This window comes from Micromonospora sp. NPDC049275, assembly GCF_043197115.1.
GTDB lineage: Bacteria > Actinomycetota > Actinomycetes > Mycobacteriales > Micromonosporaceae > Micromonospora.
Map to the genome: position 1 here is coordinate 354,757 of NZ_JBICSN010000006.1, position 14,686 is coordinate 369,442.

The following is a 14,686-nucleotide window of genomic DNA, read 5'->3' on the forward strand; positions in this document are numbered from 1 at the left end:
GCCGGTGGGGCCGGTGGGTGGGTCGGTCGGGTTGGTCGGGTCACCGGTGGGCGACGACGAGCCGCTGGGCGAGGCACTGCCCGAGGGGGACGAGCTGCCCGACGGCGACGCGCTCCCCGAGGGGGACGAGCTCCCGGAGGGCGACGCGCTGCCCGACGGCGAGGAACTACCCGACGGGGACGCGCTGCCCGACGGCGAGGAACTACCCGAGGGTGACGCACTGCCCGACGGCGACGCGCTCCCCGACGGCGACGAGCTCCCCGACGGCGATGCACTGCCCGAGGGGGACGAACTGCCGGACGGAGACGCGCTGCCCGACGGGGACGCGCTCCCGGAGGGGGATGCGCTGCCCGAGGGGCAGGCCGATCCGGTGGGCGACGCCGACGCGGAGGGCGAACCGCTGGGCGATGTCGTCGAGGTGGGTGCGGTCGCGGTCGCGGCGGGAGCCCGCTGCGCCACCGGCTCAGCCGTAACCGGCGGCCGGGTCTGCCGCGTCGGTGTCGCCGACGTCGAGGCCGACGGCGAACCCGTCGGGCAGTCGGCGGCGGCCGCCGCGTTCCGGGTACGGATCTGGGCGAGCCGCGCCTCGACCTCCACCGGAAGTTTGCCGCCCGGCTTGACGCACGGATCGAGCAGCCAGGTCGTGCCCTCCAGCTCACGGGTGCAGGGCGGCGCGTCGTACGACACCGCGGCGGGTGTGGCGCTCACCGGGGTGGTCGAGGCGCCGCCGGCGGCCGGGGCGACAACCGCGGTGACCGTGGCCACCGCGACCGCCATCCCCGCGGCGAACAGAACATTGTGGACGTGGAACGACCTGGTGGGTCGCCGTCCTGGCGGTCCGCTTGGATCCAGTTGGCTCATGCCGTCCTCCAGGGACTGAGTGCACCGGTAGGTGTTACCGCACGGTAGGGAGGCGCGCGGTAACCCGGTAGATCAGTCGCCCTTACCTACTGTCGAGGCTGGATCGCTCGCGGTGACCTGTCCCCCGTACGTCCGGCCGGTCCTGGCCGAGCACCACGGCGAGTTCCCTGCGGTTGCGGACGCCCAGTTTGGTGAAGACGCGGGCCAGGTTGTTGTTGACGGTGTTGACCGACAACCCCAGCCGGTCGGCGATGCTGCGGCTGGACAGCGCCACCGCGAGCAGCGCGACGTCCCGCTCGCGGCGGGTGAGCGTCGCCTGCTCCGCGCCCTCAGCGGCCGCGGCCAGCAGTGGTGTGCGTACGCCCTGACAGGCCTGGGCCAGCGTCGCGGCCCGCTGCGCCACCGCCAGGCGGGGTCGACCACGGCGGGCGTACGCCCGGGCGGCGGCGCCCAGCGCCTCGGCGGCGAGCAGGGTGTGGCCGCGGGCGACGAGGTCGTCCACGACCGCCTCCAGGGTCGGCCCGTCGTCGCGGACCAGCCCGTCGGCCGCGTGGGCGAGGGTCGACGCCAACCCGCCGAGCAGGTCGGCGAGGGCGGTCAGCCGGTCCCGCACCGGCTCCGGAGCGCCCAGCCGCGCGCACTCGTAGAGCGCCACCGCCTCGATGGTCGGCTGCTCGCTGCCCCGGGCCAGGTCGGCGGCGTGGCGGGCGGTGCGGATCGCCGCGGTGAGGTCCCCCTCGGCCACCTGCACCCAGGCGCGGTTCAGCTCCACCCACGGGTGGAAGATCCGGTTCGCGGTCCGCTCCCGGGCGTCCGCCGCGGCGAGCCAGCGGCGGGCGCCGGGCACGTCACCGGCCAGGGCGCGGACGCCGGCCAGCTCGGCCCAGTACGTCCGCACCAGGTGGTACTGGTCGTTCTCCTCCACCAGGGCGACGGCCTCGCGCAGGTCGGCCTCGGCGCCGTCGAGCCGCCCCTGCGACTTGGCGATGATCCCCCGGAACCCGGCCCACACGGCGACCATCCCCCGCGCGTCGCTGGCCACCGCCGCGCGGTAACCCTCGTCGGCCAGCTCGACGGCCCCGGCCAGCTCGCCGGCCGCGTACCGGGCGTAGCAGAGCCCCAACCCGACCTGCGCCTCGTTCCACGGCAGGTGCTCCGGCTCGGCGGCGAGCACCGTCCGGCCCCGCTGGGCCAGCTCCGCGGCGAGGTCGAGCCGACCGAGCATCCCAGCGGCCGAGGCGGCGCCCATGGTCGCCCAACTGGCCGCGCGTACGCCGGTGTCGGCCCGGGCGAGCACGGCCTGGCCCACCGTCAGCGCCGCCTCACACCGGCCGTCGTAGAACAGCACCCACGACCGGGTGGCCTCGGCCAGGTCGTGACCGGGCGAGCCCGCCGGCACCATCCGCAACGTCTCATGCGCCTCGTCGATCCGGTCCAGGCCCCAGTAGAGCAGCCCGGCCCGGGTGATCGCCCACATGGCGAGGCGTTTGCTGCCCGGCGGTGGCGCCGGCGGCAGCATGTCGAACGCCTCCTGGCTGCGTGCCTGGAACTGCAGCACCCGGGCCAGCAGCCACTGCGCCTCCCAGCCCTGCCCGGCGTCGTACGCCGTGCGGGCCAACCGCTCGGCGAGGTCGATGTCGAACCGGTCGATGGCCTGCCGCGCGGCGGCCAGCGCGATGCCGGGATGCCGGATGCTGCCCGAGCGCAGCTGCCACACGCCGGCGACAAGCGCGTCGTCGCGACGGCGCAGCGGCATGCTCGCCAGTACGTCCGCAAGCTGCCCGAACACGGTCCGGGACCGGCTGGCGGGCATGCTGGCGCGCAGCGCCTCGCCGTAGAGCGGATGGGCCATGCGCAGCGCCATCCGCGCGCCGGAGCGCTCCGCGACCACCATGCCGCTGCGTTCGGCGGCCTCGATGGCCGCCGGGTCGACGAACCGTTCCAGCAGGGCGAGGGAGAGCGGCTCACCGCACGCGACCACCTCCAGGACCTGACGGGCGGCCGGTTCCAGGGCGCGCTGCCGGGCACTGACCAGCTCGGCCAGCCGAGGGCTGCCCGACGCGGTGCCGCGCCAGCGCCAGACACCCCGCGACTCCCGCAGCCCGCCGGTGTCCAGCGCGTCGGCAAGCAGTTCCCGCAGCAGCAGCGGATTGCCGTCGGCGAGCTGGCGCAGCCGACGACGGCTGAGGGCGTCGAGCGGGCCGGGCGCGGCCTCGTCGAGCAGGTGGTCCACGGCGGTGGTGGGCAGGGGACGCACCTCCAGTCGCCGGCCGGAGCCGGTCCACAGCGAGGTGAGCGCGTCGGAGAGGGGTTCGCCCGCGCGGACCGTCGCGACCGCCACCGCCAGGCCGTGCACGGCGAGCTGGTGCAGCAGCCCGGCCGACGGCTCGTCGAGCAGGTGCGCGTCGTCGATACCGATCATGACCGGGCGGCCGGCGCTGCGGCGGGCGAAGTCGCGCTCCACTGTGACGACCAGGCTCACCGGGTCGGCGCGCGGTCGACTGGGCGCGGGGATGAGGTGGGAGACCGCGCCGAACGGGATGGAGCGGGCCGCGCCGGTGGCGGAGACCCAGTGGCACTCCACGCCGTCCTCGGCGGCCCTCGCCAGCGCCTCGCGCAGCAGCCGCGTCTTGCCCACCCCGGCGTCGCCGACCAGCACCAGGCCGGGCGCCCGCGCGGACACGACGTCCTCGATGGTCTTCAGCTCGTCGTCGCGGCCGACGAGTGTCCATTCGCCACGTCCCGACATGCCGACCCTCACCTCGCCCTCGGGGCAGCCCTGCCGTCCACCCTATGGGCTGTGCCGGCACTTCCGCTCGACAGCTGTCGATGGCCGGCGGGGCCTACCGGAGGCGGTCGTCGCTCACCCCTGGGCGGTGAGCAGGTAGTCGTCCGCCTCCGGGCTCCACCGCAGGTCGACAGCTCCGCTGGTGGCGGCGGCCTTGCAGAACTGCAGGAAGCTGCGGTAGCCGAGCTTCTTCTCGCTGAAGTCGGGGCGAGCCCGGCGCATCTGGTTCTTCAAACCGGAGAGCGCGACCGGGTTGCCGGCGCTGCCGAGGTCGCCCACCACACCCCGGAGCAGGCCGAAGGCGACCTCCCGGTCGCCGTGCTCGGGCAGGGACACCTCGGGGTCGCCCTTCGCGGGCCCCTCGGCCAGGTCGATCACGTGTTGCTCGGCGAGGTGGCGCAGCAGCTCGCCGAAGGTACGGAAGCCGTAGTCGGACTCGCTGAACGTGGGGTCCTTGCGCAGCAGGGTGCGCTTGAGGCGGGAGGCGGTCACCTCGCCGCTCGCGCTGCCCTGCAACCCGGCCACCGTCTGGGCCACCTGCACGGCGAGGGCGTCCACGTCCCGGCCGGGCTCCTCACCCACCGGCCGGCCCTCGGCCTCGGCCTCCTGCTCGTGCTCCCGCTGCTGCTCCGGCTCGGGCTGGCGCTGATCCGGGCTGGTCTGCCGCGCCGGACGACCGCGGCGGCTGCGGGTGGGCGGGATGTCCACACCCTCCAGCCGGTCGTAGTAGAGGAACTCGTCGCACGCCGGGGGCAGCAGCGCCGACGTGGACCCCTCGACGCCGACACCGATGACCCGCTTGTTCAGCTCGCGGAGCTTGTGGACCAGGGGCGTGAAGTCGCTGTCGCCGCTGCAGATGACGAAGGTGGAGATGTAGTCGCGCTCGAACGCCAGCTCGATCGCGTCCACTGCCATCTTGATGTCGGCCGCGTTCTTGCGGGACGCTCCCATGCGCTGGGGGATCTCGATGAGCTCGACGTGCGACCGGGTGAGCATCCGGCGGTCCTCGTCGAAGTACGACCAGTCGGCGTACGCCCGGCGCACCACGACCCGCCCCCGCTCGGCGAGCGCGTCGGCGATCGGCCGGAAGTCGAAGGCCCCGCCGCCACGGTGGTCGCGGGCTCCCAACGCCAGGTTCTCGTAGTCGAGGAAAAGGGCGATCCGGTCTTCTTGATCCACGCGGCCCAGCGTACGCCGGGCGTGGGCCGTCGGGGCGCAGGCGACGCTCGACACCTCAACTCGCCATTCGTCCATTTCTTGCGATCTTACAGTCGTCTCTTTTCGGTGTTCGATTGTTGTCTTGCAACACACTGTCCAGTGCTGCATCATGCAGATCAATGTCGGGCGTCGGGGGCGCCGGGCGGACCTCCACCACCATCCACCCAGGAGGGTCACCGATGTTTCGCAGCATCCTGCCGCCACGGGGACGCCCGGGCCGGCCGGCCACCGCGGCGGTCGCGCTCGCGACCGGTCTCGCCGTGCTGGTCGCCGCGCCCGCCGTCGCCGTCGCCGGTCCGTCCGACACCGCGCGGCCGGTCGTCACCCGCGCCGCCCTCGACCCGGCGCTGGTCGCCGGGCGCGGCGCCGACGTCGACTTCCTCGAACAGGAGGCCGAGAACGCGCGGACCACCGGCGAGGTCATCGGCCCCGACCGGTCCGCCTACACGCTGCCCGGCGAGGCGTCCGGCCGTCGGGCCGTCCGGCTCACCCCCGGCGAGTACGTCGAGTTCGTCCTGCCCAGCGCGGCCAACGGGATCACCGTGCGGTACAGCATCCCGGACGCGCCCACCGGAGGCGGCACCACCGCGCCGCTGCGGGTGGCCGTCAACGGCACGCACCTTCGCACCATGACGCTCACCTCGCAGTACTCGTGGCTCTACAACCAGTACCCGTTCACCAACGACCCGCAGGCCGGGCTGCTGCACCCGGACTGGTGGATCACCGAGTGCCAGTGCGTGCCGTCGGCCACGACGCCGTCCCCGAGCATCGACAAGCCGTTCCGGCCCACCCACTTCTACGACGAGCAGCGGCTGCTGCTCGGGCGCACCTACCGGGCCGGTGACAGGATCCGGCTCACCGCGCCGGCCGGTAGCGCCGCCGCGTGGACGGTCATCGACCTGCTCGACTCCGAACTGGTCGCACCGCCGCACGTACGGCTGCTCGCGGCGAACGTGCTGGCGTTCGGCGCCGACCCCACCGGCCGGCGGGACTCCGCCGACGCCCTGGACCGGGCCATCGCCTTCGCCCGGCGTACCCATTTGAAGGTCTACGTTCCGCCGGGCATCTACCAGGTCAACAGGCACATCAGCGTCGACGACGTGACCATCGAGGGCGCCGGCAACTGGTACACGATCTTCAAGGGCCGCGAGGTGGCCCTGCCGACACCCGCCCCGGACGGCTCGGTGCACACAGGCGTCGGCTTCTACGGCCGCGACGCCGCGGACGGTGGCAGCCGTAACGTGCACCTCTCCGGCTTCGCCATCGAGGGCGACGTGCGCGAGCGCATCGACACCGACCAGGTCAACGCGATCGGCGGGGCGCTCAGCGACTCCACCATCGACGGGCTGCACCTGCGGCACACCAAGGCGGGCCTGTGGTTCGACGGGCCGATGCGCAACGTCCGCGTCACCAACACCATCGTCGTCGACCAGATCGCCGACGCGCTCAACTTCCACACCGGCGTGACCGACTCCCTCGTCGCGCACACCTTCGTCCGCAACACAGGTGACGACGGCCTGGCCATGTGGTCGGAGAAGACGGCGAACGCGCGCAACACGTTCGACCACAACACCGTGCAGTCACCGACCCTGGCGAACGGCATCGCCATCTACGGCGGCACCGACACCACCGTCTCGCACAACCTCGTCGCCGATCCGGTCCGCGAGGGCAGCGGCCTGCACGCCGGCGCCCGCTTCGGCGCGGAGCCCTTCGCCGGGTACCTGCGGTTCACCGGCAACACCACCGCCCGCGCCGGCACGTACGACCTGAACTGGAACATCGGGCTCGGCGCCATCTGGATGTTCGCGCTGGACCGCAGCATCGAAGCGAGCGTCGAGGTGACCGGCGACGCGTACCTGGACAGCACCTACAACGCGATCATGCTGGTCAGCGACTGGCCGGTGAAGGACCTCTACTCGATCACCAACGTGCGCTTCCGTGACGTCCGGGTCGACGGCACCGGCACCTCGGTGCTCAGCGCCCGCGCCGCCGGGTCGGCCTCGTTCGCCAACGTGGACGCCCGCAACGTGGGAGCGGTGGGCGTCAACAACTGCGGATCGTTCCACTTCACCCCGGCCGGGTCGGAGTTCACACTTACCGACCTGGGCGGCAACGACGGCGGCTGGCTCGCCCCGTGGCTGCTGCCCAACACCCTCACCTGCGACGACCGACCGCCGGTGGCACCGCCACCGCCTCCGGCCCAGTGGTGAACGCGGTGGGCGGCCCGACCGATCGGGCCGCCCACCGTCGTCACCGCCTCCGGACGTACGCCAGCGGCAGGGGCGTCGGCTGCCCGTCCCAGGCGCCGCTCAGGGTGGCGCCGCGGGCCCCGACCTCCCCGGCGACCGGCCGGCGGACCACGACCAGCTCCACCGCGTCGGTGACGATGACCGTGTCGACCTCGTCGACGACCTGCCGGACGGCGTCGACCGCCGGCACGGCCCCGCCGTCGCCGCTGACCTCGATCGTCACCGTCGGCGGTCGCACCTCGCGCCGGCCGTCGACCTCGAAGTACTGCTCCGCCTGACCGGGGCCGGCCAGGACGGCGTGGGTCAGGGCCGCCGCGTACACCGGGTCGGCGCAGGCGTCGTACACCCAGCGGCGGCCGAGCGCCGAGTGTTCGGTCGTGCCGACCAGCCACTCGTCGGCGTCGGCGAGGGGCGCGGCGCGGTAGGTCAACGGAACCTGGTGGACCGGCCCGTCGGGGGCGGCGACAAGGATGGTCTCGATGCCGACCTCGCCGGCCGGGTCGTCGAAGCGGTACGCGCCCCGGCTCACCACCTCGACGCCGGCCGGCCCCTGCCACCACTGTCGGTCGGGCAGCCAGGTCGTCAGCAGTTCGAGCTTCGTGGGGCGCAGCGTCGCCCGGTGCAGCAGTGCCATACCGAGGAGCCTAGTCAGAGCCCCGCGCAGGGGTTGCCGCCCACCGTGCAGCCCTCCGGCTCCCGCGCCTTCGGCCGGCTGTCACGGACGTCGAACCGGATCGTCCGCGACCCGCCGGCCGGCACCGCCAGGCCGCTGAAGGTGATGGCCTGCCCGTCCCGTCGCCAGTCCGCTCCCTCGACGTCGTCGACGCTGCTGCCCTCGGCGAGAGTCACCACCACGACCCACTGCTCGGCGGGCGCGCGGCCGGGGTTGTCGACCACCACCTCCCCCGTGTAGCCGAACAGTCGGCTGGAGTCGGTGTCGTAGCGCGCCACAAGCGGCGGCGGTGGTGGCGGCACCGCCCCGGTGGGCGTACGCGACGGCTTCGCCGACGGGGTGCGGCTCGGACGGGCGGTGGTCGGCGTGACACTGCGCGACGGCCGCGTCGATTGTGTCCCCTTCGGCTGCGCGGTCGGCGCGGCGCCCGCCATGGTCGGCACCGATGTCGTCGGGGACGGGGACGGCGCGGCGGCGGGCTCCGACTCGCCGGGCAGCGTCAGCCACGCCACCACCGCTGCCACGAGCACGGCCCCGGCCAGCCCGGCGACCGCCGCACCGCGGCGACGCCGGGCCCGCGCCGGGCCGGACGCACCGATCACCGGCAGCTCGGTCGTCATCCCCGCCTCGCCGCGCCGCAGGTCGACCTGCTGGAACGCGAGCCAGTCGAGAATGGCCGGCAGGCGTACGGTAAGCGCCTGCCGGAGCTGCTGCTCACGGGGCTCGTGCTGCTCCTCCGACCAGGAGCCGTGCGTCGGCACCTCCCGCACGGTCAGCCGGCTGCCCTGCTTGGTGGCGATGACGGCACAGGTCAGCTCGGTGAGCCGACCGGCCTCGTCGCAGCGCAGCGACAGCAGCTCAGGCACCTGCCGCTCGGTCACCTCGACCTCGACGTCGGCATCGAAGCCGGGCAGGCCGGCCGTGTGCAGCAGCAGCCGGTCCGGCACTCCCTCCACCATGTCCGCCTCGGCGAACCAGCGGCCGAGCAGCTCCCGATCCGTCAGCGCGAGCCAGACCCGGTCGGGCGGGTGGGACAGGTCGACGTGCGCGCCGATCTCGATCACGGCGAGACTCTAACGGGTACCGCATCCGGCTCGTTCCGCCCGCCCGGACCGACGACCGGTGGCCTGGTCAGCCCCAGCGGGTCGCCCGCTGCGCCGCCGCCGCCAGCGCGACCCGGGCGTCGGCGCTGACCTCGACGACCAGCTCGGCCGCCGGCAGCTCCCGGGCGAGGCTGTGCGCCTGACCGGCCCACAGATTGGCTACCGAGGCGTCGCCGTCCCGGCGGGCGGCGGCGAGCAGCGGGCGGGTCAGGTGCAGCACCTGCGGGTAGCCGGCCGGCGCCGCCGCATCGTGGGCACGCAGAAAGTCGTTGACCACGCCACGTGCCCGCTTGCCGGTGAACGCCCGGGTCAACGCCGTCGGCGCGGCACTGGCCACCGCCGCCCGGTGCAGGGGTGAGCTGCCCGCCTCCGGGCAGCGCAGGAACATGGTGCCGAGTTGGGCGGCCTGCGCCCCGGCGGCCAGCACCGCCGCCAGGGCGGGGCCGTCGGCGATGCCGCCGGCGGCCACCAACGGCCTGTCACACCGCGCGGCGGCCAACCGGAGCAGCGGCAACACCGCGTAGTCGTCGTCGTCCGGGACCCCGCCCCGGTGCCCACCGGCCTCGGTGCCCTGCACCACGACGGCGTCCACACCCAGGTCGGCGGCGGCCGTGACGCCGGCCGGGCCGGTGACCGTGGCCCACACCTCGGTGCCGCGCCCGCGCAGGGCTGCCACCGCGGCCCGGTCGGGCAGCCCGAACGCGAAGGACACCACCGGGACCGGGTCCGCGAGAAGCGCGGCCAGCTTCTCCGGGTACGCGTCGTCGCCGCCCACCGGCTCGCCCAACCGCACGCCGAGGCGGTCGGCCTGCGGGGCGAGCCGCCGCGCGTACGCCCCGACGGCCGCCTCGTCGACAGTCCCGTCCCCGGGCAGGAAGACGTTGACGCCGAACGGCCGGTCGGTACGCGCGCGCACCTCGGCGATGTCGGCGACCAGCCGCGCGGTGTCGATCATGCCGGCGGCCAGGAACCCGAGCCCGCCGACGGCGGAGACGGCCGACACGAGGGCAGGGGTGGACGGGCCACCCGCCATCGGGGCGGCGATGATCGGATGGCGCAGCTCGGACAGTACGGACATCCGCCCATCCTGCCGCACCGCGCCGATCCCCCGGCGGTCAGCGCCGGTCGGTGTGCCGCCGCCACAGCACTCCGGCCACGGCGACGAGAGCCAGCAGCGTCCCCGCGCCGGCGGCCAACGGCCAGGCCCGACCGCCACCGATGCCGGCTGCCTGTGCCGCTGGGCGGGCCGCCGTGGTAGACGGCGGGGGCGCCGTGGTGGGCTCCGCCGGATGCGGGGAGGCGGCAGTCGTCGCCGCGACGGGATACCGCAGGATCGTCGGGCGGCTGCCGGCCGGTTGGTCGGCGGACTCGGAGACGGTGAGCAGGGACCGGCCGTCGCGACTGTAGGTGATCGACTCGCCCTGTGGCTCGTCGGGCAGCGGCGTGACCCGTGGGGTGCCGCCGGTCAGCGCGGCGACCACGTCGCCGCCGCTCACGTCGTACTCGAACGCGTCGGCGTAGCTGCGCAGCACCACCCGGTGGCCGTCCGGGTCGTTCGCCGCGCCGGTGACGACGCCCCGCCCGAGGAACGAGAACGGGTTGCTGGTGGTGGTGGAGGGGAGGACCACCTTGCCGAGCGAGGTCAGCGGTGTCGTGGCCCCCTGCTTCAGCGCGGTGGCCGGCGCGTAGAGGACGACGGTGCCGCTGCCGCCCTTCGTGACGATCAACGGTTGGCCGGCCGCGTCGAGCAACAGCGCCTCGGCGTCGTGCGGATTGTCCGGGTACGTCATCCGGTACAGCACTGGCCGGTCCGTCCCGGGCGCGAGCCGCCACAGCGCGATGGTCTCCCGGTTGCGGTCGTTGTCACCGGTGTCGGCCACCCAGATGGTGCCGTCCCGGCCGAGGGCCAGATCCTCGGTGTCGCGCGGCCGGGAGGGGTAGCTGACCGTCCGCGTCACCGCGCAGCGTCGGTCCAGGAAGAAGATCCGGAGGCGGGCCTCGTCGTCGGCGCCGTCGTTGACCACGACGTACCCGTCGTCGGTGGCGACCATCCCGGAGATCTCGGTGAGCCGGCCGTCGCGGACCTGACACACGGGTGCCCCCGCCGACGCCGCGGCGCCCGCCGCGCGGGCCGGTGACGGCAGCGCGGCGAGCGGCACCGCACCGGCGACGAGAGCGGCGAGCGTCGCTGCCGCGCGGGCGCGCCGCTCCCCGGTCACCCAGCCGCGTACCCGCATCGTCCGCCTCCTCGCCGCGACCGTGGCCCGGCCGTCCCGCCCATCCTGGCCGATCGCGACCGGCGGCGGCGACCATCCACGCGGACCGGCCGTCATCCGCGCCGCCGCCGGATCTGTCGTACCCGTGGTCCATGATCGTGTCGTCGTAGCGGCGCCGGCACCGGCCGGCGCGCGCACCACCCTGAATTCTTGTCGATCTGGGAGGCCGTGACGTGACGAACGCCGACGGAGCCGGCTGGCGGCGGCGCAGCGTGGTGGCGGTGGTGCCGCCCGCCCGCCCGCGCAAGCTGGCCAAGGTGCCCTTCGTCGAGCTGGCCGACGGGCGGTTGCAGGGCGTGGTCTCCAGCGGATCGGACGTGGAGCGGGTCTACGTCTCGTCGGTCACCGCCGGCACACACGCCTACCAGTGCAGCACCAACAACAACCGGCCCTGCGGCGGCCTGCGCGGCATGCCGTGCAAGCACCTGCACGCGCTCGCCGACGAGGCAGTCCTCCAGTACGGGGTCGACCGGGTGGCCCGCTACCTGCGGGTCGACATCGGCGACGGGCTGGCCGACGGCAGCGAGCTGCTGGCCCGACTCGACGGCCAGCCCGAGCCGGCCTCGGCGGCTGTGGTGTTCAGTCGCTTCCTGCGCCACCTCTCCTACCTGGAGCTGCCCGTCAGCACCGTCGTGCTCCCCGAGCTGCACTGGTTCCCGGCCACCGGGGCAGGTCGCTGATGCGCGGCGCACAGGTCGCGCGCCTGCGTGCGGTCCCGGCCGGCCTGAGCGACGCTCTCGACGTGGTCGCCGGCTTCGACGATGCCCTCACCGACGGCTTCGGCCGGATCGGCGACCGCGGCGCCGCGGCTCTCGCCGGGCTCGCCGACGCGCTGGCCGGCACCCCACTGGCTGGCCCGGTGACCGCCGCCGTCGACGCGGTCACCGCCGGGTCGATCGCCCCGGAGCACCTCGCCGCGCTCGCCGGGGCGCGCTCGGCGCTGCTCGGCGCGGCACACGACGCCCTGCTCGGGCAGCTCGACGAGGCGTTGGGTCGCACCCGGTCGCAGTGGACGACGCCGACCACCCGGCCCGGCGAGGCAGCGCCCGCGCTCGCCGGCGCACGGGCGTGGTGGCACGAGGTGGCGGTCACCGGTTGGCGTGGCGTCGACCACGAGGTGCTCTCCGCCGCCGCCGGGGTGGTCGAGGCAAGCCTGGCCGTGCCGGAGCTGCGCCGGATCGCGGTGCTGCTCGACGGGCTCGCCGCGGAGCTGCGGGCCTGTGTGCCCGTCGCCACCATGGCGGAGGTGCCGGCCCGCCGCTGGGCCGACCTGTGGGCCCGTGGCCTCCTGCTCACCGAGGGCACGCCGGCGACCGACACCGACGGCACACCGTCGATGGTCTCCGGCCGGCTGTTGCCGCTCGGTGTGGACGTGCACAGTCACGACACCGCCGTGCAGGTTCAGGTGCACGCCGTCCTGGAACCGGCGGACGGCGGTCCGGCACTGCTGGTCCGCACGGCGGTCTCCGCCGCGAAGGTCGACACGATCGTCGGTCCGGCGGTCTGGCGGCTGCTGTCGGCACACCCGCTGCTGCTCACCGCGCTGGCCGAGCGGCGGGCGCTGACCGTGACCGATCTGCCGCTGCGCGGTGGCGACCTGGGCTGGGTGGACGACCGGGTCCAGCTCGACGAGCCCGCCGACCCGTTCGCCACCGCCCGGGTGTTGTTGCCCGCCGCGAGCGCCGCAGCGACCGACCCGCTCGACCGGCACCCGACGGGCATCGCCGAGCCGGTCCTCGTCGAGGGCGCCGCGATCCGCGACGAGGACGGCACCCTCGCCGTCGAGGTGGACGGCGAACGGGTCGCGCTGGCCGTCGACCGACTGCCGGCCGCCGGCCCGCTGACCGCCGATCTGGTCGCCGCCGCGTCGGCCTGCCTGGGCCTCCTGCGCTGGGACGACGACCGCTGGCTGCTCCAGCCGTTGGCGGTGCGGGCAGGCGTGAAGCGGCGGACGGTGCAGGCGCACAACGGCGACTGGGCGTGCGGCGTCACCGATCCGAAGGTCGCCAAGGAGGAGGCCCGGGCGGGCGACGCCGTGGCCGTACTGCGCGAGCGCGCGGGCCGGTTGCTGCGCCGATGACCGCGCCGATCCCCACCGGCGGGTACGCCGACGCCAACCGCCGTCAGGTCCTCTACTGGCGGCTGCTGTCCCGCCTCTTCGACCGCGACGAGCAGCCCGGCCTGGAGTCGGCGAGCGTGGCGGTGGTCGACGACCTCGGGCTGCCCGCCGCCCTGTTGGACCCGTCGGTCTCGGTGGACACCGTCGTGCAGCGCTTCCCGGCGCTCACGGCGGAGCTACGCGGCCTGCTCACCTCCGCCGAAACCCAGCCGCCCGACGCCGGGCCGGAGGGCGACGAATCGCACGAGGCCGGGCCGAGCGTCGCCGTGCGGGATGGCGATGGGCCGGAGGGCGACCCGGCGGGCGACGGCTCGGCCTATCGGCCGGGGGCGGCCGAGGTGCGCCGGGCGGCGCTGGTGTCGAAGGTGCTGCTGAACGTGTTCGCCACCGGCTCCGGTCCGGTCAGCGCCACCCAGCTGGCCTGCTGGCAGTCCGACGCCGGCTGGTTCGAGCAGGCCCTCGGCTGCGAGCCCGGTGAGCTCCGCCGCCAGCGCGGCGAGCTGGGCGGCGCCCTCGCCGGGCTGGAAGGTGACCTGGTCCGGCGGATGCACCTGCGGGAGGTGCTCGCCGACCCCGCGCTGGCCAGCCAGTTGACGCCGAGCATGTCGCTGATCGAGCAGCTGCTGCGCGACAAGGCCAACCTGTCCGGGGTGGCGCTGGCCAACGCGAAGGCACTGATCCGGCGCTTCGTCGACGAGGTCGCCGAGGTGCTCAGGACGCAGGTGCAACAGACAAGCGTCGGCGCGCTGGACCGGTCGGTGCCGCCCAAGCGGGTGTTCCGCAACCTGGACCTCGACCGGACCATCTGGCAGAACCTGACCAACTGGAGCCCGGACGACGAGCGGCTCTACGTCGACAGGCTCTACTACCGGCACACCGCACGGCGTACGACGCCGTCAAGGCTCATCGTCGTGGTCGACCAGTCCGGCTCGATGGTCGACGCGATGGTCAACTGCACGATCCTCGCCTCGATCTTCGCCGGGCTGCCGAAGGTCGACGTGCACCTCGTCGCGTACGACACCCGGGCACTGGACCTCACCCCGTGGGTGCACGACCCGTTCGAGGTGCTGCTACGGACCCAGTTGGGCGGCGGCACCGACGGCACGGCGGCGCTGACGCTGGCCCGGCCCAAGATCGCCGAGCCGAAGAACACGGTGCTGGTGTGGATCTCCGATTTCTACGAGGTCAACCACCAGGCGGTCTTCGACGGGCTCCAGGCCGTGCACCGCTCCGGCGTCAAGGTGATCCCGGTCGGCTCGGTCAGCAGCTCCGGGCAGCAGAGCGTCAACCCCTGGTTCCGGCAGCGTTTGAAGGACCAGGGCACCCCGGTCATCTCCGGTCACATCCGCAAGCTCGTCGTCGAGCTGAAGAACTTCCTCACCTAGGAGAGCAACCCCTC

At 74.3% G+C, this 14,686-nt stretch carries 11 protein-coding genes; 5 read left to right on the top strand and 6 right to left on the bottom strand.

Annotation, left to right across the window (positions count from 1 at the left end; all coding sequences use genetic code 11):
* Positions 1 to 13 precede the first annotated feature (13 nt).
* Positions 14 to 880, top strand: a complete 867-nt coding sequence (locus ACGFIE_RS21090; protein ID WP_393296910.1) for a hypothetical protein — start codon at positions 14 to 16, stop codon at positions 878 to 880.
* Positions 881 to 943: 63 nt separating this feature from the next.
* On the opposite strand, the gene ACGFIE_RS21095 is transcribed toward ACGFIE_RS21090, so the two are convergent.
* The gene (locus ACGFIE_RS21095; RefSeq protein ID WP_393296912.1) at positions 944 to 3,610 is read right to left on the bottom strand and encodes an AAA family ATPase; all 2,667 of its coding nucleotides are present in this window, start codon (positions 3,608 to 3,610) and stop codon (positions 944 to 946) included.
* A 114-nt stretch (positions 3,611 to 3,724) separates the two neighbouring features.
* Complete coding sequence (locus tag ACGFIE_RS21100; RefSeq protein WP_363688505.1) at positions 3,725 to 4,828, bottom strand: NYN domain-containing protein; 1,104 nt, start codon at positions 4,826 to 4,828, stop codon at positions 3,725 to 3,727.
* A 218-nt stretch (positions 4,829 to 5,046) separates the two neighbouring features.
* Between ACGFIE_RS21100 and ACGFIE_RS21105 the strand changes: the two genes are divergently transcribed.
* Complete coding sequence (locus ACGFIE_RS21105) at positions 5,047 to 7,077, top strand: glycosyl hydrolase family 28-related protein (RefSeq protein ID WP_393296914.1); 2,031 nt, start codon at positions 5,047 to 5,049, stop codon at positions 7,075 to 7,077.
* Positions 7,078 to 7,117: 40 nt separating this feature from the next.
* On the opposite strand, the gene ACGFIE_RS21110 is transcribed toward ACGFIE_RS21105, so the two are convergent.
* The 4 genes from ACGFIE_RS21110 to ACGFIE_RS21125 form a co-directional block, all read right to left on the bottom strand.
* Positions 7,118 to 7,750, bottom strand: coding sequence for a hypothetical protein (locus ACGFIE_RS21110; protein ID WP_393296916.1), 633 nt, complete (start codon positions 7,748 to 7,750; stop codon positions 7,118 to 7,120).
* 14 nt (positions 7,751 to 7,764) lie between these two features.
* Positions 7,765 to 8,853, bottom strand: a complete 1,089-nt coding sequence (locus ACGFIE_RS21115; RefSeq protein WP_393296918.1) for an SRPBCC domain-containing protein — start codon at positions 8,851 to 8,853, stop codon at positions 7,765 to 7,767.
* Between the two features lie 67 nt (positions 8,854 to 8,920).
* Positions 8,921 to 9,970, bottom strand: a complete 1,050-nt coding sequence (locus tag ACGFIE_RS21120; RefSeq protein ID WP_393296920.1) for an NAD(P)H-dependent flavin oxidoreductase — start codon at positions 9,968 to 9,970, stop codon at positions 8,921 to 8,923.
* A 37-nt stretch (positions 9,971 to 10,007) separates the two neighbouring features.
* Complete coding sequence (locus ACGFIE_RS21125) at positions 10,008 to 11,129, bottom strand: hypothetical protein (RefSeq protein ID WP_393296922.1); 1,122 nt, start codon at positions 11,127 to 11,129, stop codon at positions 10,008 to 10,010.
* 251 nt (positions 11,130 to 11,380) lie between these two features.
* On the opposite strand from ACGFIE_RS21125, the gene ACGFIE_RS21130 reads away from it, so the two are divergent.
* Genes ACGFIE_RS21130 through ACGFIE_RS21140 form a run of 3 tightly spaced genes read left to right on the top strand, consistent with a single transcriptional unit; the run spans position 11,381 to position 14,672 of the window.
* Positions 11,381 to 11,848, top strand: coding sequence for a hypothetical protein (locus tag ACGFIE_RS21130; protein WP_393297000.1), 468 nt, complete (start codon positions 11,381 to 11,383; stop codon positions 11,846 to 11,848).
* Positions 11,848 to 13,248, top strand: a complete 1,401-nt coding sequence (locus ACGFIE_RS21135; protein ID WP_393296924.1) for a hypothetical protein — start codon at positions 11,848 to 11,850, stop codon at positions 13,246 to 13,248. Before ACGFIE_RS21130 ends, ACGFIE_RS21135 begins: the two co-directional genes overlap by 1 nt.
* On the top strand, positions 13,245 to 14,672 hold the full coding sequence (locus tag ACGFIE_RS21140; protein WP_393296926.1) for a VWA domain-containing protein: 1,428 nt from the start codon (positions 13,245 to 13,247) through the stop codon (positions 14,670 to 14,672). The genes ACGFIE_RS21135 and ACGFIE_RS21140 overlap by 4 nt, the downstream gene beginning before the upstream one ends.
* Positions 14,673 to 14,686 lie beyond the last annotated feature (14 nt).